Origin of the sequence: Pseudomonas sp. B21-021 (assembly GCF_024749205.1) — a bacterium.
Classification (GTDB): Bacteria; Pseudomonadota; Gammaproteobacteria; order Pseudomonadales; family Pseudomonadaceae; genus Aquipseudomonas; species Aquipseudomonas paraglycinae.
The window spans coordinates 789,483-812,500 of the sequence record NZ_CP087192.1; the positions used below are offsets into that span (position 1 = coordinate 789,483).

Sequence of the window (23,018 nt, forward strand, 5' to 3'; positions counted from 1 at the left end):
TACCGGAATGTTCAAGGCGTCTTCGCGCGGCTAGACTGTCGGGCTGCACTCTCTATTAAAGTGCCCTCCCAATGCCTGCCGAACGTGGACGCCTGATGAACTTCCGTACCCTTCTGATTCTCGGTGCCCTGACCGCTTTCGGTCCGTTGGCGATCGACTTCTATCTCCCCGCGTTTCCCACCATGGCGCTGGCGTTCGGCACCGACGAGAAACACGTCCAGCTGACGCTGTCGGCCTATTTCTTCGGCCTGTCCATCGGCCAACTGGCTTACGGGCCGGTAGCGGATCGTTTTGGCCGGCGGATTCCGCTGCTCATTGGTCTGACGCTGTTCACGCTGGCGTCAGTGGCCTGCGCCTATGCGCCGAATCTGGAATGGCTGATCGGCGCGCGGCTCGTGCAGGCGCTGGGCGGTTGTGCGGGGATGGTGATTGCCCGGGCGGTGGTCAGCGACAAGTGCGACGCAGTGGGTTCGGCGAAAGTCTTCTCGCAACTGATGCTGGTGATGGGGCTGGCCCCGATTCTGGCGCCGATGCTCGGCGGTCTGCTGGTCAACACGACGGGGTGGCAGTCGATCTTCCTGGTGCTGACCGGTTTCAGCGCCCTTGCCGGGCTGGCGGTGGCCCTCGGCCTGCCGGAAAGTCTGCCGGCGCATGTTCCGCGTCAGCCGCTGTCCGGCGCTTTGCGCCAGTACGGCCGGCTGCTGGCGGATCCGGTCTACATGGGCCATGCCCTGACCGGCGGCATCGCCATCGCCGGGATGTTTGCCTACATCGCCGGTTCCCCGTTCATTTTCATCAAGTTGTATGGCGTACCGGCCGAGCACTTCGGCTGGCTGTTCGGCACCAACGCGGCCGGGTTCATTCTGGTGGCACAGGTCAATGCGCGACTGCTGGCCAAACGTGGTCCGGCGTTCCTGCTGTCGCGGGCGGTCTGGGTTTACCTGGGCGCCGGGCTGACGCTGCTCGCGGTCAGCGCCTTGCACACCGAGATGCTGTGGCCATTGCTGATTCCATTGTTCATCTGCGTGGCCAGCCTTGGCTGCATCAGCCCCAATGCGGCAGCATGTGCGATGAACGGGCAGGGCGGTCGCGCCGGCAGTGCTTCAGCGTTGCTCGGCAGTATGCAGTTCAGTGTCGCCGCCGGGGCTTCGGCGCTGGTGGGGATCCTGCACGATGGCACCGCCGTGCCGATGGCCATCGTCATCAGCTTGTGTGGTTTGCTGGTGGTGTGCGCAGCAATGCTCACCCGGCGCATGCAGAATGCCCGGGCTCTCGCAAAGGCGCAGGCCGAAGTCTAAACGGAAAAACTCAGCCGACAGCGCGTTGCTGGCCGAGGTCGGGAATCTGGTGGGGCGCGCAGATACGCGCTTCGAGGGTGCGAGTGAAGGCGCGAGCTTCGGCCTCACTGCGGAAGGTCACGGCGTGCTGGTCGAGACGAACTTGCCACTGGGACTTTGCCACTTCTTTTATCAGGATCTTCATTGCTGACCTCCCGTACGTAAAAGATTGCATCGCAGAGGACTCGATTGTAGTCCTGAATACGATCGCAATTGTGACAAGGGTCAAGCATCTGACTGACGGCAAAAAAACACCGCAGCCCCCGAGCCAGCCACATCGGAGGCTGGAGAAGGCTGCGGTCTTGCAGATTTTAGAAACCTTCTAAAACAATTTTCCCCTTGGCCTTGCCGCTTTCCAGCAATTCATGGGCGCGGCGCAGGTTGCTCGCGTTGATCGTGCCGAAGTGCTCGCCGACCGTGGTTTTCAACGTCCCGCTGTCGATCAGCCCGGCCACCCGGTTGAGCAGTTTGTGCTGCTCGATCATGTCCGGCGTTTCGAACAGCGAGCGGGTGTACATGAACTCCCAGTGCAGCGACAGGCTTTTGCGCTTGAGTTTGGTCACGTCCAACGCCTTCGGATCGTCGATCAGTGCCAGTTTGCCTTGCGGCGCAAGGGCTTCGACCAGTTGATCCAGGTGGTGGTCGGTCTGGGTCAGACTGGCAACGTGGGTCACGTGGGTGACACCGGCGCGTTTCAGTTCTTCGCTCAACGGCTGGCTGTGATCGATCACCAGGTCAGCGCCCAGCTCGGTCACCCAGTCGCGGGTCTCCGGGCGGGAGGCCGTGCCGATCACCTTGAGCCCGGTCAACTGGCTGGCGAGTTGGGTGAGGATCGAGCCAACGCCGCCGGCCGCACCGACGATCAGCAGGCTCTGGCCTTCATCGGTGTTGCCTTCGCGAATCTGCAGGCGTTCAAACAACAGCTCCCAAGCGGTAATCGCGGTCAGCGGCAGGGCGGCGGCTTCGGCGAAGCCGAGGGTTTTCGGCATATGGCCGACGATTCGCTCATCGACTACGTGCAATTCACTGTTGCCACCGGCCCGGGCGATGGAGCCGGCGTAGAACACCTTGTCGCCGGCCTTGAACAAGGTCACTTCACTGCCGACCGACTTGACCACACCGGCCACGTCCCAGCCCAGCACCTTGGCGGCGCCGTCTTCCGGCGCGACGTTCTGGCGCACCTTGGTGTCGACCGGGTTTACCGAAATCGCTTTGACTTCCACCAGCAGGTCGCGCGGGCCGGCTACCGGCTCCGGCAGTTCGATGTCTTGCAGGGATTTTTCGTCGTTGATCGGGAGCGAGGCGTAATAGGCGATGGCTTTCATGGAGAACTCCGAAAGTGAATAAAGGAAGGCTTCAGGCGATGACGCGCAGGCGCTTGAGTTCGAAGTGTTCGAGGAACGCCTCGGCCTGGCTGCGGAAATGCTGGATATGAGCGCTGGCATCGTGGGCTTGCAGGGCTTCGTCGCTGGCCCACTGCTCGATCATGTAGAAGGCCAGCGGATTGGCCAGGTCCTGATGCAGTTCGTACTGGCCGCAACCGGCTTCGGCGCGGGTCGGTTCGATCAGGGCGCGCAGGTGCTGTTCGAGGGCGTCCTGCTGGCCAGGTCGGGCGATCAGGGTGGCGATGGCGGTGAAAGGCTGGGACATGTTCGACTCCGGGACGGGATGAATTCGATGGATGGCATGATTGGCTATTTCTGCCGGAGATAAAACCGGCTAAAAGAGCAGTCTCTTTCAATATTTTTTTGATAATCGGGGCTGACGATGCTGCGTTTCGATGACTTGCAGTTGTTTGTCCGGGCGGCGGATCTGGGCAGCCTGTCGGCGGCGGCGCGGGTGATGGATATGTCTGCCGCCGTGGCCAGCGCCGCGCTCAAACGTATCGAACAGCAACTGGGCGCGCGGTTGTTGGCACGCTCCACTCGTAGTTTGCGGCTGACGGCCGAAGGTGAAGGGTTTCTCGAGTACGCCCGGGCGGCGCTGAGCAACCTTGATGAGGGTCGGCGTCTGCTGGCCAGCGGGCAGGATCAGGTCAGCGGGATTTTGCAGCTGTCGGCGCCTTCGGACTTCGGGCGCAATCTGCTGTTGCCGTGGCTCGATGACTTTCAACGTGAACACCCGAAACTGACGGTGCGCCTGTTGCTGGGTGACCGCATCGCCGACCTGTTTCGCCAGCCGGTGGACATCGCCTTGCGCTATGGCGAGCCGGAGGATTCGAGTCTGGTGGCGCTGCCGATTGCCCCGCACAACCGACGGGTGCTGTGCGCATCACCGGCCTACCTGGCCCGGCACGGCGAGCCGCTGCATCTGGAACAGCTCGCTCAGCACAACTGCCTGCTGTACATGCTCGGCGGCCGGGTGCACGACCATTGGAGTTTCCACGACGGCAAACGCGAGGTCGGCCTGACCGTCAGTGGCGACCGCTTCAGTGACGACGCCGATGTGGTGCGCCTATGGGCGGTGGCGGGAGCCGGCATCGCCTACAAGTCGTGGCTCGATGTGGCCGGTGATGTGCTGGCGGGGCGGCTGAAAGTGCTGTTGCCGGAGCTGCTCTGCGAACGCGCTCCGCTGAATCTGCTGTGCGCCCATCGCGCACAATTGAGTAAGCCGGTGAACCTTCTGAGGGAGATGCTCGCCAGCCGTTGCGCCGAATTGAGTAGCCGTTTTCCCGTTTTCCAGAAGTCTGACCATTAGTCGCAGGTAAATAGCGAAATTTCTCTCAGGAACAATCACCAACCACGGCCGCTCCGGCGCAGGACGCCGCGAGCAACCCGCTTATACTAGCGGCCGCCTGATGCCCGCACCAAAAGGCCGATGCGAGAACGATCAGACCGCAACCGGCCGGGTAGGGACGAGGGTCGCGACAGTGCTGCGGTTTCCTTGCTGCGGCGCGCTGCCTCGCTTGGGCTCAAGGTATTTTGCGCGCCTTGGCCGACGACTGATTACTGGTCAAGATGTCTATGAGCTGTAGACGATACGATTCAACAGGGAGTGAATAGATGGAACATGCACCTTGCATCAGCCAGATCGCCACGTTGCTGGCCGATCCCAAACGCAGCGCAATGATGTGGGCGCTCATGGATGGCTCGGCGCGGCAGACCGAGGAGCTGGCGTTGCTGGCGGGGCTTTCGCCGTCATCGGCCAGTGCGCATCTGGGGCGCTTGTCCGCTGGCGGTCTGTTGAAGGTCGAGGCGCGCGGTCGCAAACGCTTCTTCCGCCTGGCGGCTCCCGAAATCGGCGCGGCCATCGAAGCGCTGGCCAGCGCCACGTTGGCCAGCGCTCCGCGAGAAATCCCCGACGTGTTCAAGCGTGCCTCGCCGGTCGTCAGACCCCAGGCCGCGCCTTCGTCACTGCTGCGCGCGCGTTTTTGCGACGACCATCTGGGTGGAACGCTGGCCGCCGACCTGTACCAGCGCCTGCTCGACGCCGGCTGGATCGAGCAGCTTGAGCATAGAGTGGTGGTCACGCACAAAGGCTCGACACAACTGGCCGGGCGCGGGGTGTACATCCAGGCGCTGGCCCACCGCAACGCCCAGGTGGCATGCGCCTGTCCGGACTGGAGCGAGCGTCGCCCGCACATGGGGGGCTCGCTGGGCGCGGCGTTGCTGCAGCTGTTCATGCAGTCGGGCTGGCTGGTACTGCCCAACGATTCCCGCGCCCTGCAACTGACGGCGGCGGGCCAGCGGGAAATTCATCGATTTGCCTGTGAAACCGAGCTGGAAATGGCGTTGTAGAGCGCTTTCTTCCACGGAACAGCAACTGAACGTCGCCAACGGCTGCGAACACGTCGCATCTGGCACAGGCGCGCAACCGCTATCGCGCACACTCGATCCGGGGACTTTTCGGATTGAGGAGGTGGCATGGACACGGGAAATTTCAGCGCGGCAGATCGACTGGAGCGCCTGCCAGTCAGCGGTTATCACCGGATCATCTTCATCATCATCGCCCTGGCGTTTTTCTTCGACTCCATGGATCTGGCGATGATGACCTTCCTGCTCGGCTCGATCAAAGCCGAGTTCGGCCTGAGCAGTGCGCAGGCCGGCCTGCTGGCCAGTTCGAGTTTTTTCGGCATGGTGCTGGGGGCGTCGCTGTCCGGATTGCTGGCGGATCGGTTCGGTCGCAAACCGGTGTTCCAGTGGAGCATCGTCCTGTGGGGGCTGGCCAGTTACCTGTGCTCCACGGCGCAGACGGTCGAGAGCCTGACGCTGTTTCGCATCCTGCTGGGAATCGGCATGGGCATGGAGTTTCCGATTGCCCAGTCGATGTTGTCGGAGTTGATTCCTGCACAGCGTCGGGGTCGTTACATCGCCTTGATGGACGGTTTCTGGCCGCTGGGTTTCGTGGCTGCCGGGGTATTGTCGTATTTCCTGCTGCCATTGATCGGCTGGCGCGACATCTTTCTGGTGCTGGCGGTGCCGGCGGTGTTCGTACTGGCGATCCGCTTTTTCATTCCTGAGTCGCCGCGCTGGCTGGAACAGGCGGGCAAGCATGACGAGGCGGACAAGGTTTTACGCGGGATCGAGGCGCGGGTACAAGCCTCGCTCGGTGGTGCTGCATTGCCGGAGCCGGTTCGTTTGCCACGCAGCGTGACACCTCCGGGCCATTTCCTTTCGGCACTCAAACAGATCTGGTCGCCGCTGTATCGCCAGCGCACGACGATGATCTGGAGCCTGTGGTTCTTCGCGTTGCTCGGTTTTTACGGCCTGACCTCGTGGCTCAGCGCGTTGTTGCAACAATCGGGTTTTGCCGTGACTCAGTCGGTGTATTACACGGTGCTGATTTCCCTCGGCGGGATTCCCGGCTTCCTGATGGCGGCCTGGCTGGTGGAGCGTTGGGGACGCAAGCCGGTGTGCATCGTCACGTTGCTCGGCGGCGGGGTGATGGCGTTTCTGTACGGACAAAGCGCGGTGTTTGGCGGCAACGTGGCGCTGCTGATCGGCACGGGGCTGCTGATGCAGTTTTTCCTGTTCGGCATGTGGGCGGTGCTCTACACCTACACGCCGGAACTGTATCCGACCTCGGCGCGGGCGACGGGCTCGGGATTCGCCTCGGCCATTGGACGCGTAGGTTCGCTGCTCGGGCCGTTGGTCACCGGACTGGTGTTCCCGATTACCGGGCAGGGCGGGGTGTTTGCGCTGGGGGCGTTGTGTTTTGCGATTGCGGCGGGGGTGGTGTGGCTGTTCGGGATGGAGACGCGGGGTAAAACCTTGGAGGAATTGACCGAAGCAGAAGTTATTGGCTGAACCCTGAACCAACTGTGGGAGCGAGCTTGCTCGCGAAAGTGGTGTATCAAACAACATCTTCGTTGAATGACAGACCCTATTCGCGAGCAAGCTCGCTCCCACATTGGTTATGCGCTGTTGCTTATGGTTTCACCAACCGCGCATCCAGGCTGTTCTGCGCCAGGCGCTTGGCCTGATCCTGGGTCATGCCCAGGTGGGTGTGCAGCGCATGGAAGTTCTCGGTCACGTAACCACCGAAGTACGCCGGGTCATCGGAGTTCACCGTGACCTTCACGCCGCGCTCAAGCATGTCGAGGATGTTGTGCTGCGACATGTGATCGAACACGCAGAGTTTGGTGTTCGACAGCGGGCATACCGTCAGCGGGATCTGCTCATCGATGATCCGCTGCATCAGGCGCTCGTCTTCGATGGCGCGCACGCCATGGTCGATACGCTGGATTTTCAGCAGGTCGATGGCTTCCCAGATGTACTCCGGCGGGCCTTCTTCGCCGGCATGGGCGACGGTCAGGAAACCTTCGTGACGGGCACGATCAAACACGCGCTGGAACTTGCTCGGCGGGTGACCCATTTCGGAACTGTCCAGACCTACGGCGACGAATGCATCACGGAACGGCAGCGCCTGGTCGAGGGTTTTCTGCGCTTCGTCTTCGCTCAGGTGGCGCAGGAAACTCAGGATCAAACCGCTGGTGATGCCCAGTTGCTGCTCGCCATCTTTCAGCGCGGCGGCGATGCCGTTGAGCACCACTTCGAACGGGATGCCACGGTCGGTATGGGTCTGCGGATCGAAGAACGGTTCGGTGTGAATCACGTTCTGTTCTTTGCAGCGCAGCAGGTAGGCCCAGGTCAGGTCGTAGAAATCCTGGGAGGTGCGCAGCACGTCGGCGCCCTGGTAGTACAGGTCGAGGAACTCCTGCAGATTGTTGAAGGCGTAGGCCTTGCGCAGGGTTTCGACGTCGCTCCACGGCAGGGCGATCTTGTTGCGTTCGGCCAGGGCGAACAGCAGCTCGGGCTCCAGCGAGCCTTCGAGGTGCAGGTGCAGTTCGGCCTTGGGCAGGGCGTTGAGCCAGTCGTACATATTCTTTTCTCATCAGGTGCAATGACGGCATTCTACAGATGCCCGCCGAAACAATTGGCAAAACCTGACCAACCGATCCATCACACCGCTTCTTGCTCCCGTCGATAGGCGTAGGTATCGGCGAAGCGCGACAGCAGGAATTCGGCGCAGGTGGTGGTCGGATATTTCGCCGGATGGTGTGCGTCCTGGCAACCGGGCAGGCACTCGATACGGGTGTCCGGGTGCGGCTCGGCGAAGAACGGCATCGAGTAGCGATCCACGCCGAGCGGGCTGATGACCCGATGTGGGGTCGAGCGATATCGGTCATTGCTCCAGCGCGCCATCATGTCGCCGAGGTTGACCACGAAGGTGCCGTCGATGGGCGGTGCGTCGATCCACTGGCCTTTGACGTTTTTCACCTGCAAGCCGCCGGCGGTGTCCTGATACAACAAAGTGATGCAGCCGTAATCGGTGTGCGCGCCGGCACCTTGCTGCTCGGCGGAACTGGCGGTGTGGCGCGGCGGGTAATGGATCATTCGCAGCACGCTGACCGGCTCGTTGAAGCGCGTGTCGAAGAAGTCGCGCTCGATGCCCAGCGCTAACGTCATGGCCCGCAACAGGGTTTGCGCGAGTGCCTGCATGTCGAGGTAATGCTGCTCCATCAGCGCTTCCCAGCCGGGAATGGCCGGATGACGGTTGGGGCCACGCAAGGGTTTTTCCGCCAGCACCTCGGGATGATCGGCCGGCAGGTTCAGGCCCATGTCGAAGGTTTCCTTGAGGTCGCTGGGTTTGTCCGGGTCGAGCTGTTCGGTGGCGATGGCGCCGTAGCCGCGGTGATGGACAGTCTGGGTGATGTCGATCTTGAGTTTTTCTTCTGCCGGTTGCGCAAAGAAGCGCTGTGCGTGATCGAGCAGGGATCCGATGCGCTGTGCAGAAATCGGGTGACCCTTGATATAGAAGAAGCCCCATTCGCGGCAGGCGTGGTCGATCTGTTCGGCGACGGCGGGCCAGGCGTTCTGGTCGGCGGAGTAGAGCGGCGAGATGTCGATGATCGGAAGGCTGTTCATGCACAATCCTTGAATACGCAGAGATCCAACTGTGGGAGCGGGCTTGCTCGCGAAGGCGTCGTATCAGTTGATACATGAGTTGCCTGATAAAACGCTTTCGCGAGCAAGCCCGCTCCCACAAGGGAATGGTGGTGGGGCCGGGATTACTTCGGCATCTCGGCCTTCATGCCTTCGACGTAGTAATTCATCGACGCCAGTTCCGCATTGGTCGCGCTGACCCCCGCCGGGATTTTCTCGACGCCGGCCTGATCCTTGATCGGCCCGGTGAACGGTTGCAAAGCGCCGCTCTTGATGTCGGCGATGATCTGCTCGGCTTCGGCCTTCACCGGTGCCGGCACCAGGTCGCTGATCGGCAGTTCGACCGTGCCTTCCTTCAACCCGCCCCAGTAGTCCTGGGATTTCCAGGTGTGGTCGATCACGCTCTGGGTCGCCTGAATGTAGTGCGGCGCCCAGTCGTTGACGATTGAAGTCAGCACCGCTTTCGGGCCGAAGTGCGCCATGTCCGAAGCGTAGCCCACGGCATAGACACCACGTCGTTCGGCGGCCTGGATCGGCGCCGGGCTGTCGGTGTGCTGGAACACCACGTCCACGCCCTGATCGATCAGCGCGTTGGCCGCGTCGGCCTCCTTGCCCGGATCGAACCACGAGTTGACCCACACCACTTTTATCTCGGTGCCGGGGTTGTACTTGTTCAGGGCCAGCTGGATCGCGTTGATGTCGCGGATCACTTCCGGGATCGGGAACGAGGCGACGTAGCCGATCTTTTTGGTCTTGGTCATCTTCGCCGCGAGGAAACCACCGACGTAACGCCCCTCGTAGGTGCGCGCGAGATAGGTGCCGAGGTTCTTGTCCTGCTTGTAGCCGGTGGCGTGTTCGAAGGTCACCTTGGGAAACTGTTTGGCGACTTTCACCGTTGGGTTCATGTAGCCGAAAGAGGTGGTGAAGATCAGGTCGTACTTGTCCTTGGCCATGTTGCGGATCACCCGCTCGGCATCGGCGCCCTCGGCGACGTTCTCCACGTAGTTGGTGGTGATCTGCGTGCCGAGTTTTTCCGCCAGCGCCTTGCGCCCCTGTTCATGCTGATACGTCCAGCCGTGGTCGCCGATGGGGCCGATGTAGACGAAGCCGACTTTCAGTGGATCGGCGGCACTGGCGCTCAGGCTGAGGCCAAGGCCCATGGCGATGCACAGCAGTGTTTGCAGTGGACGTTTTTGCATGAACGCGAACTCCCTTTTGTTGTGTGTGGGGAGGGCAATGCAAAAGACTGACCAAGCGGACAACAAATCGAGTCGAAATCGCGGCGAGACCTTCGCGAGCAAGCTCGCTCCCACAAAAGCACCGCGATCCCTGTGGGAGCGAGCTTGCTCGCGATGAGGCCGGCCGGGCCGAAAAAAGTGCATGCCCGTACACGGACGCCATCCACTGGTGCGCTAAGGTGTAACGAACCATTAGCGCCGCCCCGCAGTCAGTAGCTCATTCGAACCCCTGCGCCAAAAGGCCCGCCATGCTCACGATTCTCAAGCAAGAAAGCTTTCTGCTGCTGGCCCTGATCGCGGCTTTTGTCGCGTATCCGCTGGAGCACTGGTTGCTGCACAGCGGCCAGATCGTCGCGCTGACGGCCGGGCTGGTGCTGATCGCGTTCATCGTCGCCGCCTCGATGCGCGTCGCCCATCAGGCCGAATTGCTTGCGGAAAAAGTCGGCGACCCGTACGGCACGATGATCCTTACCCTGGCCGCCGTGCTGGTGGAAGTGGTGATCCTGGCGATCATGATGAGCAACGAAGCCTCGCCGACGCTGGTGCGCGACACGATCTATTCGGCGGTGATGCTCGACATCAACGGCATCCTCGGCCTCGCCGCATTGATGGGCGGGATCAAGCATGGTGAGCAGTCCTACAACGACGACTCGGCCCGCAGTTACAGCGTGATGATCCTCACCGCCATGGGCGTGTCGATGGTGGTGCCGGAGTTCATTCCCGAGGCCAACTGGAAAATCTATTCGGCGTTCACCATCGGCGCGATGGTGGTGCTTTATGCGTTGTTCCTGCGCATGCAGGTCGGCCCGCACAGCTACTTTTTCAGCTACAGCTACCCGGACAAACGCCGCAAGAAAGAGCCTGTGGAAGAAGAGCCGAAACCGGTCAGCCTGGCGCTGTCGATCGGCATTCTGGTGTTCGGCGTGGTGGTGATCGGCGCACTGGCCGAGGTGATGTCCAAGACCCTCGATCTGGGCCTGGAAGGGACGGGCGCACCGCCGGTGATCACGGCGATTCTGGTGGCGGCGATTTCGGCAGCGCCGGAGATTCTGACCGCGTTGCGCGCGGCGTTGGCCAACCGGATGCAGTCGGTGGTCAACATTGCAATGGGCGCTTCGTTGTCGACGGTGATTTTGACGGTGCCGGTGATGGAAGCGATGGCGCTCTATACGGGGCAACCGTTTCAGATGGCGATGACGCCGGTGCAGACGGTGATGATCTTCATCACGCTGATCGTCAGCGCGATCAACCTCAATGACGGGGAGACCAATGCCATCGAGGGCATGACCCACTTTGTGCTGTTTGCGACGTTCATCATGTTGTCGCTGCTGGGCCTCTGAGAGCGAACAGCACCGACAGATCGTTCCCACGCTCTGCGTGGGAATGCCGCAAAGGACGCTCCGCGTCCTACGCTGGGACGCAGAGCGTCCCGGTATGCATTCCCACGCGGAGCGTGGGAACGATCAGAGCGGGGGAGATCAGGTGCCCGCGATCAACTGTCGAGCCGCCTGGCTGTGATCGGCAATCAGGCCTTTGAGATCCAGGCCTTCAACCTGCCCGTCAACCACACGCCACTTGCCGCCGACCATCACGCGATCCGCACGATCCGCGCCGCACAACAGCAACGCCGAGATCGGGTCATGGCTGCCGGAGAAGCGCAACTCATCGAGCTTGAACAACGCCAGATCCGCCTGCTTGCCCACCGCCAGTTCGCCGATATCGGTGCGACCCAACAGGCTCGCCGAACCCTTGGTCGCCCAGCCGAGCACACGCTCCGGGGTGATCTTTTCGGCGCCATAACGCAGGCGCTGGATGTACAGGGCCTGACGTGCTTCGAGGATCATGTTCGACGCATCGTTGGACGCCGAACCATCCACACCGATGCCGAACAACGCGCCGGCATCGGTCAGATCGATGCTCGGGCAGATGCCGGACGCCAGGCGCATGTTCGAGCTCGGGCAATGGCAGATGCCGGTGCCGGCCGCGCCGAGGCGGGCGATTTCGTCGGGGTTGAAATGGATGCCGTGGGCCAGCCAGGTGCGTGGGCCGAGCCAGCCGACGCTGTCCAGATAATCCACGGTGCGCAGGCCGAAGCGTTGCAGGCAGAAGTCTTCTTCGTCGAGGGTTTCGGCAAGGTGAGTGTGCAGACGCACATCGAGTTTGTTCGCCAGTTCGGCGCTGGCGGACATGATTTCCGGGGTCACCGAGAACGGCGAGCACGGTGCCAGAGCGATCTGGATTTGCGCGCCGTCACCACGTTCGTGGTACTCGTGAATCAGCCGCTGGCTGTCGTCGAGAATCACCTGGCCTTCCTGCACGGTCTGCTGCGGAGGCAGGCCGCCGTCCTTCTCGCCGAGGCTCATCGAACCGCGGGTGAGCATGGCGCGCATGCCCAGTTCGCGCACGGTTTCGACTTGCACGTCGATGGCGTTTTCCAGGCCATCCGGGAACAGGTAATGGTGGTCGGCAGCGGTGGTGCAACCCGACAACAGCAACTCGGCCAGCGCGACTTTGGTGGCGAGGGCGAGTTTTTCCGGCGTCAGGCGCGCCCAGACCGGGTACAGGGTTTTCAGCCACGGGAACAACGGCTGATTGACCACCGGCGCCCAGGCGCGGGTCAGGGTCTGATAGAAGTGGTGATGGGTGTTGATCAGGCCCGGCAGGATCACGTGCTCACGAGCGTCGAACACTTCATTGCATGGTGCGGAAGGTTGCTGGCCGGCGCCGAGCACTTCGGTGATCACACCGTCTTGCAGCACCAGACCGCCACGGGCATCGAGACCGTTGGCCGTGAAAATGGCGAGGGGATTTTTTAACCAGATACGGGTCGCAGGCATTGTGGCCGGCTCCTCTGAAAGTTGGGTTCAGGGTTGCCAGCTCAGTGTTGCCCTGTCTGCTGATCCAGGGTCGCCGCGAAGGACGAGGTGCGGAGTTTCGAACAAAATGTTGCGACGGGCAAGCCCAACCCGACCAGACACCGGGATAACCCTGTGGGAGCGAGCGCCCACAGGGTTCAGTGATTACCAGGGAATGGTTTCACCCTTGTAGTTCACGAAGTGATGGCCGCCCTTGCCGGCAAACGCGTCCACCTGATCCACCAGGCCACGGGTGCTGGTCTCCACGTCGATGTCGGCACCTTCGCCGCCCATATCGGTTTTCACCCAGCCCGGATGCAACGACAGCACCGTGAGTTTCTGATCGCCCAACTGAGTGACGAAGCTGTTGGTCATCGAGTTCAGCGCCGCCTTGCTGGCCTTGTACAGCGCCAGCTCCGGCGCGTCGGGCATGGTCACGCTGCCGAGCACCGAACTCATGAACGCCAGCACGCCGCTGCCGTCGCGGATCTGCCCGACGAAGCGCTGGGCCAGATTGATCGGCGCCACGGCGTTGGTGAAGAACAGTTGGCCGACTTCCGCCAGCGTCGCGCCGCCCGGGGTTTGCACGTCAGGGCCTTTGACTCCGGCGTTGACGAACAGCAGGTCAAAGGTCTCGCCCTTGAGCTGCTGACTCAGGGCGATCACGGCTTGCTGGTCGTCCATGTCGAGTTTTTCGATCTGTACGTTGCCCAGTGCTTTCAGCGCCTCGGCGTTCGCAGGATTGCGAACCGTGGCAGTGACTCGCCAGCCGTCGGCCAGCAGGGTTTTCACCAGGCCCAGGCCCAGGCCCCGGGAGGCGCCGATGATCAGTGCGTGCTTGGCAGGATTAAGTGCGGACATGATTGGCTTTCCTTGAAAGTTGAAAGATCACGGGTTCAATGGACAGCGTTGACCGAGCCGATGCTGCAACTCCTGGCGCAACTCACCGAGCTCGGCCATGCGGGTTTCGACCAGCTTGAGTTTGTCTTGCAGCAGTTGCGTGACGGTGGTGTCGGGATTTGGCGATTGCCACAGCGCGCCAACGCTGCTGCCGATCTCGCCGAGAGTAAAGCCCAGACGCTGCGCAGTCTTGATGTAGAGCACCAATTGCACCATCTCCGGCGGATAGTCGCGATAACCGTTGGCGCTGCGTTGCGCCGCGATCAATCCGCGCTCCTCGTAAAAACGCAGCGTGTCACGGCTGACATCGCAGGCCTGGGCCAACTCACCGATGCGCATCTTGCAGGTCTCGAAAGTGTTTGACCCTGGAGCATACTCCAGGCTTTACCGTGGTTGCTCCCTGAAATTTTGGAGCAAGGATGATGTGGACTTCAACGCAGTATCGGCAGTTGGTGCGCGGCAGTGCCTGGTATGACTTGATCGTGACGGCGGCGTTTGTCACGCCGTGGAGTTTTGCTGTGTTGCATGGGTTGCTGACGGCGCTGAGCCAGGCGCTGGAACTGCCCGGCGAGCTGCCGCCGTTCGAATCTGCGCATCTGCTGATAGCCAATTTGTTCGGTTCGGTGGTGTGCATGTGGGCGGTGCTGCGGATTCGTGATCCGCAGCCGGTTTATGGGCGCTATGACGCGGTGACGCGGTTTCTGTTCGCCGCGTGGATGACGTATGCCCTGGCCCACGGCGCCAGTTCGTTGCTGGTGGGTTTCCTGGTCTTCGAACTGGCGTGGGGCATTGCTCAGGCGTTGCCGGTTCGGCCGCTGTCGCGAGCCGTAACGGCTTAGCGCCCGGCCTGCCACGGCTGCCCCAGTGACACCGGCGCATACAACCGCGTACGCAGCGCATCCCGCGACAACAACACCAGCACCAGAATCGTCGCGACATACGGCAGCATCGCCAGCAGACTCGAAGGAATCGCCAGCCCCAACCCCTGCGCCACCAAGTGCAGGATGCTGGCGAGTCCGAACAGATACGCACCGAGCAACAACCGCCACACCCGCCAACTGGCGAACACCACCAGCGCCAGCGCGATCCAGCCGCGTCCGGCGGTCATGTTCTCGGCCCACATCGGCGTATACGCCAGCGACAGATAAGCCCCGGCCAGCCCGGCCATCGCCCCGCCGAACAGCACCGCCAGTGTGCGCACGGTCAGCACCGGCAGGCCCATGGCACTGGCCGCATCAGGATTCTCGCCGACCGCTTGAATGATCAGCCCGACACGGCTTTTCACGATCACCCACGCCACCAGCGCAAACAGCGCGAACGACAGGTACACCAGCAGATCCTGGGCAAACAGCATCCGCCCAATCAGTGGGATTTCGCTCAAGTAAGGAATCGCCAGCGGCTCGAATCCCGCCAGCGGTTTGCCGACCCACGCTGCGCCGACAAAGGTCGACAGGCCCACACCAAAAATCGTCAGCGCCAGACCGGTTGCCACCTGATTGGCGTTGAACACCAGCGCCACCAGGGCAAACAGCGACGACAACAGCATCCCGGCGAGCATCGCCAACACTACGCCTAGCCACAGATTGCCGCTGTTGAACGCGACGATGAAACCGATCACCGCGCCAAACAGCATCATCCCTTCCTGGCCGAGGTTGAGTACGCCGCTCTTCTCGCAGATCAATTCACCCAGCGCCACCAAGAGTAGTGGCGTACCGCAGCGCACCATGGCGTAGAAAATATTGCTCAGCAGATCGATATCCATCACAGCGCTCCGGCGGTTACGGCAGTGGTAGAAGTGCGCCGCACCCAGCGCAGGTTCAGGCGTGGCCGATAGAGGATCAGCACGTCACAGGCCAGCAGGAAAAACAGCATCATTCCCTGGAACAACTGGGTGATCGCCTGCGGCAGATTCAGCGTCATCTGCGCGCTCTCGCCACCGATGTACAGCAGCGCCATCAACAGGCTGGAAAACAGAATGCCGATGGGATTGAGCCGCCCGAGAAATGCCACGGTGATCGCCGCATAGCCGTAGCCCGGCGAGACTTGCGGCACCAGTTGGCCGATCGGCCCGGTGACTTCGCAGACACCGGCGAGCCCGGCCAATCCACCGCTGATCAACAGGGCGAGCCAGATCAGACGCTTCTCGCGAAACCCGACGAATCCTGCCGCACGTTTGTCCAGCCCCAACACTTTGATCTGGAAACCGACGAAGCTTTTCTGCAGCAACACCCACACCGCGACCAGCGCGAGCAAGGCGAAATACACGCCGATGTGCGCCCGACCGTCCTCCATCAACAGCGGCAGGCGGCTGGCATCGCTGAACATCGCCGACTCGGGGAAATTGAATCCGGCCGGATCTTTCAGCGGCCCGTGCACGCAGAACAGCAGCAGGTTCAGCGCGATGTAATTGAGCATGATGCTGGTGAGGATTTCGTTGGCGTTGAAGCGTGTGCGCAACCAGGCGGTGAGCCCGGCCCACGCGGCGCCGGCGAGGGTGCCGGTGAGCAGGATCAGCACCAGCGCCCAGCGGCTTTGCATATCGATGATATTTACCGCCAGCGCACTGCCGGCAAGGGCGCCGAGCAGTAACTGGCCTTCGGCGCCGATGTTCCAGATCCGCGCCTGATAGGCCACTGCGAGGCCCAACGCACACAACAGGATCGGCAGGGTTTTGACCAGAAGTTCGGAGACTCCATACAGATCGCTGACCGGGGCGATCAGCAAGGTGTGCAAAGTCTTCAGCGGATCGTGGCCAAGGGCGACGAACAGCAAAGATCCGCAGACCAGCGTCAGCGACGCCGCCAGCACCGGCGAGCACCACAGCATCAGGCGCGATTGCCGGCCACGGGGTTCGAGGGAAAGCAACATGGGAAAACTCCGTTAAACCGTGGCCGGTTGTGATTGAGGGGTGTCGAACTGGCCGGCCATCCAGCCGCCGACGTCGCTGAGGCGGGTTTGCGCCGTGTCCTGCAACGCCGACAGGCGCCCGCTGCACAGCGCGCCGAGGCGGTCGCTGATCTGGAACAGTTCGTCGAGGTCTTCGGAGATCACCAGAATCGCCGCCCCGGCATCGCGCAGGGCAATCAGCGCCCGGTGGATGGTGGCCGCCGCGCCGACATCCACGCCCCAGGTCGGGTGCGCGGCGATCAGCAGTTTCGGTTGCTGGAGGATTTCCCGGCCGAGGATGAATTTCTGCAGGTTGCCACCGGACAGGCTGCGGGCGGCGGTGTGGGTGTCCGGGGTTTTCACGCCGAAGCGCTGGATGATCGTTCGGGCGAGGGTTTCGACCTTGCCGCGCTCGATCAAGCCGTGGCTGACCAGGCCTTGTTGAAAAGCGGTGAGCAGGGCGTTGTCCGCCAGACTCATGTCCGGCACCGCGCCATGCCCGAGGCGTTCGGCGGGGACGAACGCCAGGCCGAGTTTGCGTCGCGCATCCGGTCGCTGATCGGCGACGGCGTGTTCTCGGAAACGGATGGTTGCCGCTGCATCGCGGGGCAGTGTCTGTTCGCCGCTGAGCAAGGCCAGTAACTCGTCCTGTCCGTTGCCTGCCACGCCGGCGATGCCGACGATTTCACCGCTGCGCACCTGCAGGTCGATGTCGCTCAGGGAGCAGCCGAACGGATCCGGGTTGTGCCAGTTCAGACCGCTGACCTGCAAAAACGCCGCGCCACCGGTGACCTTCGTGAACTCGCCGATCAATGTCACGGCTTCTCCGACCATCAATTGCGCCAGTTGCCGATCAGTACAGTCGGCCGGCACGCAATGGCCGGCCACCCGACCGCCGCGCAGAACTGTGGCGCTGTGACACAAGGCGCGCACCTCGCCGAGTTTGTGGCTGATGAACAGAATGCTGCAGCCCTCAGCCGCGAGCCGGCGGAGGGTGATGAACAGCTCGTCGGCTTCCTGCGGCGTGAGCACCGAGGTTGGCTCATCGAGAATCAGCAGGCGAATGTCCTGCATCAGGCAACGAACGATCTCGACCCGTTGCCGCTCGCCGATCGACAGGCTGTGGACAAGTCGCTGGGGTTCCAGCGCCATGCCATATCGGCGCGACACTTCACGGATTTTCCCCTCAAGCTGTTTCGGCGAACCGGCTCCTGCGCCCATCGCCAGTGCGATGTTTTGCGCCACGCTCAGGGTCTCGAACAGCGAGAAATGCTGGAACACCATGCCGATGCCCAACTCCCGCGCCTGGGCCGGGTTGCGCATGTTCACCGGTTGACCCTGCCACAGCATCTCGCCCGAATCGGCCTGGGTGACGCCGTAGATGATCTTCATCAACGTGCTTTTACCCGCGCCGTTTTCACCGAGCAGCGCGTGGATTTCACCGGGGGCGATGCTCAGGTCGATGGCGTCATTGGCGAGGCAACCGGGATAACGTTTGCTGATGTGGCGCAGTTGCAGGCGCGGTGTGGACGTGGGGTTTGGCATGACAGGCTCGGGTCGCTTGGAGTTGTGCCTGTGGATAAAGCAATTTCCTGGCCATTGAGTCAGGAACGCAGGCAGCCGCTGTTTGCCAGCCTGTGGCGTAGAGCCTTTGAAATGAATTCGACGTCTTGCGCGGCACCACTTGAGGGCAAAGCCCTTGATCAGGCTCCAGTTTTGCCCGCGCTTGGCTGATCAAAAAACGAGCAACCTCGTCGAAGCCATGCAGAACCTGCGACTGCGCCAGCCATGAACGGCTTATCCACAGGTTGCTCCACAGTATTTGTGCGCAAGACAAAATCCCGGGCATAAGCACTGGTGGGCTTTCTTCTAAAGGCGATAAACGACGCTAAGCGATTGTTTTTACGTGAAATTATTTGTTGTGGTGGGCGATTGGACGAAAAGTGAACAAATCCCGCAAAGCCACGTGACAGAAGGGTTACAGCATCCTGTGCTCAGGTTATCCACAGCCGGGTGCACAGCGGATGTGGGCAAGTCTCGGGCATAAGCAAACGGGCTGGTGCCCCAAAACATGGCGGGGCTTCAACGTTGCAGCAGGATTCGCCCACGGCTCAGGTCGGCCAGCTGATTCTGCAACTGCTCGATGTGCGCTTCGCCCACGGCCAGTTGCAGCTCGACACCATTGGCGGTGAAGTTTTCCTCCACCACCAATCCGCCCAGATCCGCGACCCGCAGCTTCACCAGCGCCAGTTCACTGAAAGCGCAGGCGCAACGCACGGGCACGCGACTGATCAACTCGATCTTCGGCGCGGCTTGCAGACATTTGTTGGCGCCGCCGCCATAGGCCCGGGCCAGACCGCCGGTGCCCAGTTGAATGCCGCCGTACCAACGGATCACCAGCACCGCGACCTGATCGCAGTCCTGCGCCTCGATGGCCGCGAGAATCGGCCGCCCGGCAGTGCCACCGGGTTCGCCGTCGTCGTTGCTGCGGTACTGGTCGCCGAGCTTCCACGCCCAGCAATTGTGCGAAGCGTTCAAGTCGCTGTGCTGCTCGATGAAGGCTTGCGCCTCGGCAGGGCTGCCGATCGGCGCGGCGAAGGTGATGAAACGGCTTTTGCGAATCTCTTCGCGGAATTCGCAAAAGCCGCTGAGGGTGAATGGCATAAAACGACTTATATAGAAGAAGTGAGGCCGCAGCCTTTGAGAATGATGCGGATCAGATTGTTGCCGGCGTCTTCCATGTCCTGTTTGGTCAACTTGCTGCGACCGGTCACCCGGCAGATCTGGGTGGCGAAGTCGGCGTAATGCTGGGTGCTGCCCCACAACAGGAAGATCAAGTGCACCGGGTCGACCGGGTCCATCTTGCCCGCGTCGATCCAGGCCTGGAACACGCCGGCGCGGCCCTGGAACCAGGCGCGGTAATCCTGGTTGAAATATTCGGTCAGGCATTCGCCGCCGCTGATCACTTCCATCGCGAAGATTCGCGACGCTTGCGGCTGGCGACGGGAAAATTCCATTTTCGCGCGGATGTAGCGGGTCAGCGCTTCGGCCGGATCGTCCTCGGCCGTGAGGGAGTTGAAGGTGCTGTCCCACAATTGAAGGATGTTGCTCAGCACCGCCACGTACAGTCCCAGTTTGTTGGTGAAGTAGTAATGCAGATTCGCCTTGGGCAGTCCGGCCTTGGTGGCGATGGTGTTCATGCTCGTGCCTTTGTACCCGTGACGGGCGAACTCGTCTTCGGCGGCTTTGATGATGGTCTCTTCGTTCTTCTGACGAATGCGGCTGGCAGGTTTGCCGCCGTGAGCGGGGACTTCAAAGGTCATAGGCACTTCCGGGTTTGTCTGTGGGGTGCAACCAGTTGCGTTGATAGCGCAACCACCGGCGCGGGACAAGCCCCGGGCGAATAAAACCCCGGTCGTCAGCGGGTGGCGGCGAGGCTTTCGAGAAAGCTTTCCAGTACCAGATGAGGGCGGCGACCCTTGCGGGTGACCGAGGCCAGGCTCAAATCATAGAAACGGGTGCTGGCCTTGAGTGCGCGCAAGCGACCTTGTTGTACCCAGAGACTGGCGTAGTGATCGGGCAAATAGCCGATGTAACGTCCGGTCAGAATCAGGAACGCCATGCCTTCACGGTCGGAAGCGCTGGCGGTGCAATTGAGGGCTTGATAGTGCGCCTGGATCTCCGCCGGCAAACGGAAGGTCGGGGCGATGGCGTCCTGACTGTTGAGGCGCTCGTCATCCAGCTGTTTATCGTCGACGTAAAACAGCGGATGACCCACCGCGCAATAAAGCAACGAACGTTCGCTGTACAGCGGCTGATATTCCAGTCCCGACAACGCACTGGCCTGCGGCACCACGCCGACATGCAGGCGGCCGTCGAGCACGCCTTGTTCGACTTCGTTGGGGGCGATCATGCGGATCTGGATCTGCACGTCCGGCCCGCGCTCCTTCAACTGCGCGAGCGCGTGGGTGATGCGCATATGGGGCAGGGTGACGAGGTTGTCGGTCAGGCCGATGATCAACTCGCCGCGCAAGTGCTGGTGCAGGCCGTTGACCTCGGTGCGGAAACTTTCCAGCGCACTTAGTAGCTGCAACGCCGATTGATAAACCTCGCGACCTTCTTCGGTCAGGGAGAAACCGGCGCGCCCGCGCTGGCACAGACGCAGGCCCAGGCGTTGCTCCAGATCGCTCATCTGTTGGCTGATCGCCGAGCGACCGATGCCGAGCACGGTTTCCGCCGCCGAGAAGCCGCCGCACTCCACCACGCTGCGAAAAATCCGCAGCAGGCGAATATCAAAGTCACTGACCTGGGCCAGTGGATCGGGGCGACGGCTGCTCATGCTGTTGTTCTCATTGTTTAGCAGAGTTCTAACTGAAGGTTAGAAGAGTTGAATTTCACCGACTTTATCCGCGTGGCAATTTAGCTGCAACAACGCTTTCTATCTCTCTGAAGCTTATTGCCCTGTGAGGTTTTGCCCGATGAACATGCCTGAAAACGCGTCGTCGCCACTGGCCAGCCAACTGAAGCTGGACGCGCACTGGATGCCGTACACCGCCAACCGCAACTTCCAGCGCGACCCGCGTCTGATCGTCGGCGCCGAGGGTAGCTGGTTGATCGACGACAAGGGCCGCAAGGTGTACGACTCGCTGTCCGGTCTGTGGACCTGCGGCGCCGGGCATACCCGCAAGGAAATCCAGGAAGCGGTGGCCAAGCAGTTGGGCACCCTCGATTACTCGCCGGGCTTCCAGTACGGCCACCCGCTGTCGTTCCAACTGGCTGAGAAAATCACTGACCTGACACCGGGCAACCTGAATCACGTGTTCTTCACCGACTCTGGTTCCGAGTGCGCCGATACCGCGGTGAAAATGGTCCGCGCTTACTGGCGCCTGAAAGGCCAGTCGACCAAGACCAAGATGATCGGCCGTGCCCGTGGTTACCACGGTGTGAACATCGCCGGCACCAGCCTCGGTGGCGTCAACGGCAACCGCAAGCTGTTCGGTCAGGCGATGATGGACGTCGATCACCTGCCGCACACTCTGCTGGCGAGCAATGCTTTCTCCCGTGGCATGCCGGAGCAGGGCGGTATCGCACTGGCCGATGAGCTGCTGAAGCTGATCGAGCTGCACGATGCTTCGAACATCGCTGCGGTGTTCGTTGAGCCTCTGGCCGGTTCCGCTGGCGTGCTGGTTCCGCCACAGGGCTACCTCAAGCGCCTGCGTGAAATCTGCGAACAGCACAACATCCTGCTGGTGTTCGACGAAGTGATCACCGGTTTCGGCCGGACCGGCACCATGTTCGGCGCCACCACCTTCGGCGTGACCCCGGACCTGATGTGCATCGCCAAGCAAGTCACCAACGGCGCGATCCCGATGGGCGCGGTGATTGCCAGCTCCGAGATCTACCAGACCTTCATGAACCAGCCGACCCCGGAATACGCCGTGGAATTCCCGCACGGCTACACCTACTCGGCGCACCCGGTAGCTTGCGCCGCTGGCCTGGCGGCACTCGACCTGCTGCAAAAGGAAAACCTCGTGCAGAGCGTGGCCGAAGTCGCGCCACATTTCGAAAATGCCCTGCATGGCCTGAAAGGTGCGAAGAACGTCATCGACATTCGTAACTACGGCCTGGCCGGTGCAATCCAGATCGCGGGCCGTGATGGCGATGCCATCGTGCGTCCGTTCGAAGCCGGTATGGCGCTGTGGAAAGCCGGGTTCTACGTGCGCTTCGGCGGCGACACCCTGCAGTTCGGCCCAACCTTCAACAGCAAGCCGCAGGACCTTGATCGTCTGTTCGACGCGGTCGGCGAAGTGCTGAACAAGCTCGACTGATTTTTCCTTCTATATAGATACGCCAATAGCAGGCGCCCCTTGCGGGCGTCTGCGCACAAGAGTTCAGGAGTTTCCCGATGAGCGTTATCCCGCATTTGATCAATGGCGAACTGGTGACCGAGAACGGTCGCGCGGTCGATGTGTTCAACCCGTCCACCGGTCAGGCTATCCACAAGCTGCCGCTGGCCAGCCGCGAAACTATCCAGCACGCCATCGATGCCGCCAAGGCTGCTTTCCCGGCCTGGCGCAACACGCCACCAGCCAAACGTGCTCAGGTGATGTTCCGTTTCAAGCAACTGCTGGAGCAGAACGAAGCGCGCATCGCGCAATTGATCAGCGAAGAGCACGGCAAGACTCTGGAAGACGCTGCCGGTGAACTGAAGCGCGGTATCGAGAACGTCGAGTTCGCCTGCGCAGCCCCGGAAATCCTCAAGGGTGAGTACAGCCGCAACGTCGGCCCGAACATTGATGCGTGGTCGGACTTCCAGCCGCTGGGCGTGGTGGCCGGCATTACGCCGTTCAACTTCCCGGCGATGGTGCCGCTGTGGATGTATCCGCTGGCGATCGTCTGCGGCAACTGCTTCATCCT

The 23,018-nt window shown here is 61.7% G+C and carries 23 protein-coding genes (1 of these 23 only partly in view); 8 read left to right on the forward strand and 15 right to left on the reverse strand.

Annotated elements, in window-relative coordinates:
- Nucleotides 1-95: 95 nt before the first annotated feature.
- On the forward strand, nucleotides 96-1,298 hold the full coding sequence (locus LOY31_RS03405) for a multidrug effflux MFS transporter (protein ID WP_085609273.1): 1,203 nt from the start codon (nucleotides 96-98) through the stop codon (nucleotides 1,296-1,298).
- Between the two features lie 10 nt (nucleotides 1,299-1,308).
- Here LOY31_RS03405 and LOY31_RS03410 read toward each other — a convergent pair whose 3' ends face one another.
- From LOY31_RS03410 to LOY31_RS03420, 3 genes are all read right to left on the reverse strand, one after another.
- Nucleotides 1,309-1,482, reverse strand: a complete 174-nt coding sequence (locus LOY31_RS03410) for a hypothetical protein (RefSeq protein WP_011332306.1) — start codon at nucleotides 1,480-1,482, stop codon at nucleotides 1,309-1,311.
- Nucleotides 1,483-1,648: 166 nt separating this feature from the next.
- On the reverse strand, nucleotides 1,649-2,662 hold the full coding sequence (locus LOY31_RS03415) for a zinc-binding alcohol dehydrogenase family protein (protein WP_221535692.1): 1,014 nt from the start codon (nucleotides 2,660-2,662) through the stop codon (nucleotides 1,649-1,651).
- 31 nt (nucleotides 2,663-2,693) lie between these two features.
- Complete coding sequence (locus tag LOY31_RS03420; RefSeq protein ID WP_011332308.1) at nucleotides 2,694-2,987, reverse strand: putative quinol monooxygenase; 294 nt, start codon at nucleotides 2,985-2,987, stop codon at nucleotides 2,694-2,696.
- A 117-nt stretch (nucleotides 2,988-3,104) separates the two neighbouring features.
- Between LOY31_RS03420 and LOY31_RS03425 the strand changes: the two genes are divergently transcribed.
- From LOY31_RS03425 to LOY31_RS03435, 3 genes are all read left to right on the forward strand, one after another.
- Nucleotides 3,105-4,034: a LysR family transcriptional regulator gene (locus tag LOY31_RS03425; RefSeq protein ID WP_007958495.1), complete on the forward strand. Its 930-nt coding sequence runs from the start codon at nucleotides 3,105-3,107 to the stop codon at nucleotides 4,032-4,034.
- 305 nt (nucleotides 4,035-4,339) lie between these two features.
- Nucleotides 4,340-5,074 carry a helix-turn-helix transcriptional regulator gene (locus tag LOY31_RS03430; protein ID WP_007958496.1) on the forward strand — a complete coding sequence of 245 codons (735 nt, stop codon included), beginning with the start codon at nucleotides 4,340-4,342 and terminating at the stop codon, nucleotides 5,072-5,074.
- A gap of 126 nt (nucleotides 5,075-5,200) precedes the next feature.
- Nucleotides 5,201-6,583: an MFS transporter gene (locus LOY31_RS03435; RefSeq protein ID WP_221535691.1), complete on the forward strand. Its 1,383-nt coding sequence runs from the start codon at nucleotides 5,201-5,203 to the stop codon at nucleotides 6,581-6,583.
- Nucleotides 6,584-6,704: 121 nt separating this feature from the next.
- Here LOY31_RS03435 and LOY31_RS03440 read toward each other — a convergent pair whose 3' ends face one another.
- The 3 genes from LOY31_RS03440 to LOY31_RS03450 form a co-directional block, all read right to left on the reverse strand.
- Entirely contained in the window at nucleotides 6,705-7,658 is a 954-nt protein-coding gene (locus LOY31_RS03440) for an adenosine deaminase (protein WP_007958502.1), read from the reverse strand.
- An 80-nt stretch (nucleotides 7,659-7,738) separates the two neighbouring features.
- Nucleotides 7,739-8,704, reverse strand: a complete 966-nt coding sequence (locus LOY31_RS03445) for an isopenicillin N synthase family oxygenase (protein WP_258712830.1) — start codon at nucleotides 8,702-8,704, stop codon at nucleotides 7,739-7,741.
- A 143-nt stretch (nucleotides 8,705-8,847) separates the two neighbouring features.
- The gene (locus LOY31_RS03450; RefSeq protein WP_258712831.1) at nucleotides 8,848-9,921 is read right to left on the reverse strand and encodes a BMP family ABC transporter substrate-binding protein; all 1,074 of its coding nucleotides are present in this window, start codon (nucleotides 9,919-9,921) and stop codon (nucleotides 8,848-8,850) included.
- Between the two features lie 287 nt (nucleotides 9,922-10,208).
- Between LOY31_RS03450 and LOY31_RS03455 the strand changes: the two genes are divergently transcribed.
- Complete coding sequence (locus LOY31_RS03455; protein WP_085609260.1) at nucleotides 10,209-11,300, forward strand: calcium:proton antiporter; 1,092 nt, start codon at nucleotides 10,209-10,211, stop codon at nucleotides 11,298-11,300.
- 138 nt (nucleotides 11,301-11,438) lie between these two features.
- Here LOY31_RS03455 and LOY31_RS03460 read toward each other — a convergent pair whose 3' ends face one another.
- The 3 genes from LOY31_RS03460 to LOY31_RS03470 all read right to left on the reverse strand — a co-directional run bounded on the left by LOY31_RS03460 (nucleotide 11,439) and on the right by LOY31_RS03470 (nucleotide 14,054).
- Nucleotides 11,439-12,797, reverse strand: a complete 1,359-nt coding sequence (locus LOY31_RS03460; RefSeq protein ID WP_258712832.1) for an 8-oxoguanine deaminase — start codon at nucleotides 12,795-12,797, stop codon at nucleotides 11,439-11,441.
- 183 nt (nucleotides 12,798-12,980) lie between these two features.
- Nucleotides 12,981-13,676, reverse strand: coding sequence for an SDR family oxidoreductase (locus LOY31_RS03465; RefSeq protein ID WP_258712833.1), 696 nt, complete (start codon nucleotides 13,674-13,676; stop codon nucleotides 12,981-12,983).
- A 27-nt stretch (nucleotides 13,677-13,703) separates the two neighbouring features.
- The gene (locus LOY31_RS03470) at nucleotides 13,704-14,054 is read right to left on the reverse strand and encodes a MerR family transcriptional regulator (RefSeq protein ID WP_064593282.1); all 351 of its coding nucleotides are present in this window, start codon (nucleotides 14,052-14,054) and stop codon (nucleotides 13,704-13,706) included.
- Nucleotides 14,055-14,137: 83 nt separating this feature from the next.
- Here LOY31_RS03470 and LOY31_RS03475 point away from each other — a divergent pair, with 83 nt between their 5' ends.
- Complete coding sequence (locus LOY31_RS03475; protein WP_258712834.1) at nucleotides 14,138-14,554, forward strand: hypothetical protein; 417 nt, start codon at nucleotides 14,138-14,140, stop codon at nucleotides 14,552-14,554.
- Here the strand turns inward: LOY31_RS03475 and LOY31_RS03480 are convergent.
- The 6 genes from LOY31_RS03480 to LOY31_RS03505 form a co-directional block, all read right to left on the reverse strand.
- Nucleotides 14,551-15,477 carry an ABC transporter permease gene (locus LOY31_RS03480; protein WP_129974076.1) on the reverse strand — a complete coding sequence of 309 codons (927 nt, stop codon included), beginning with the start codon at nucleotides 15,475-15,477 and terminating at the stop codon, nucleotides 14,551-14,553. The genes LOY31_RS03475 and LOY31_RS03480 overlap by 4 nt on opposite strands.
- Nucleotides 15,477-16,583 (reverse strand): ABC transporter permease, encoded by a 1,107-nt coding sequence (locus LOY31_RS03485; protein ID WP_221535687.1) that lies wholly within the window; start codon nucleotides 16,581-16,583, stop codon nucleotides 15,477-15,479. Before LOY31_RS03485 ends, LOY31_RS03480 begins: the two co-directional genes overlap by 1 nt.
- Nucleotides 16,584-16,595: 12 nt before the next feature.
- Nucleotides 16,596-18,146 carry an ABC transporter ATP-binding protein gene (locus LOY31_RS03490; RefSeq protein WP_221535686.1) on the reverse strand — a complete coding sequence of 517 codons (1,551 nt, stop codon included), beginning with the start codon at nucleotides 18,144-18,146 and terminating at the stop codon, nucleotides 16,596-16,598.
- Between the two features lie 537 nt (nucleotides 18,147-18,683).
- Nucleotides 18,684-19,265, reverse strand: coding sequence for a YigZ family protein (locus tag LOY31_RS03495; RefSeq protein ID WP_221535685.1), 582 nt, complete (start codon nucleotides 19,263-19,265; stop codon nucleotides 18,684-18,686).
- Nucleotides 19,266-19,273: 8 nt separating this feature from the next.
- A complete protein-coding gene (locus tag LOY31_RS03500) occupies nucleotides 19,274-19,924 on the reverse strand; it encodes a TetR/AcrR family transcriptional regulator (protein ID WP_221535684.1) in 651 nt (216 codons plus the stop codon).
- A 95-nt stretch (nucleotides 19,925-20,019) separates the two neighbouring features.
- Nucleotides 20,020-20,940: a LysR family transcriptional regulator gene (locus tag LOY31_RS03505; protein WP_007958517.1), complete on the reverse strand. Its 921-nt coding sequence runs from the start codon at nucleotides 20,938-20,940 to the stop codon at nucleotides 20,020-20,022.
- 139 nt (nucleotides 20,941-21,079) lie between these two features.
- On the opposite strand from LOY31_RS03505, the gene LOY31_RS03510 reads away from it, so the two are divergent.
- Nucleotides 21,080-22,429, forward strand: a complete 1,350-nt coding sequence (locus tag LOY31_RS03510) for an aspartate aminotransferase family protein (RefSeq protein WP_221535683.1) — start codon at nucleotides 21,080-21,082, stop codon at nucleotides 22,427-22,429.
- Nucleotides 22,430-22,506: 77 nt separating this feature from the next.
- Nucleotides 22,507-23,018, forward strand: partial view of a CoA-acylating methylmalonate-semialdehyde dehydrogenase gene (locus tag LOY31_RS03515; protein ID WP_011332326.1) — the 5' portion only. Its footprint extends 982 nt past the window's final position; only the first 512 of its 1,494 coding nucleotides appear in the window; it begins with the start codon at nucleotides 22,507-22,509; the stop codon falls past the right edge of the window.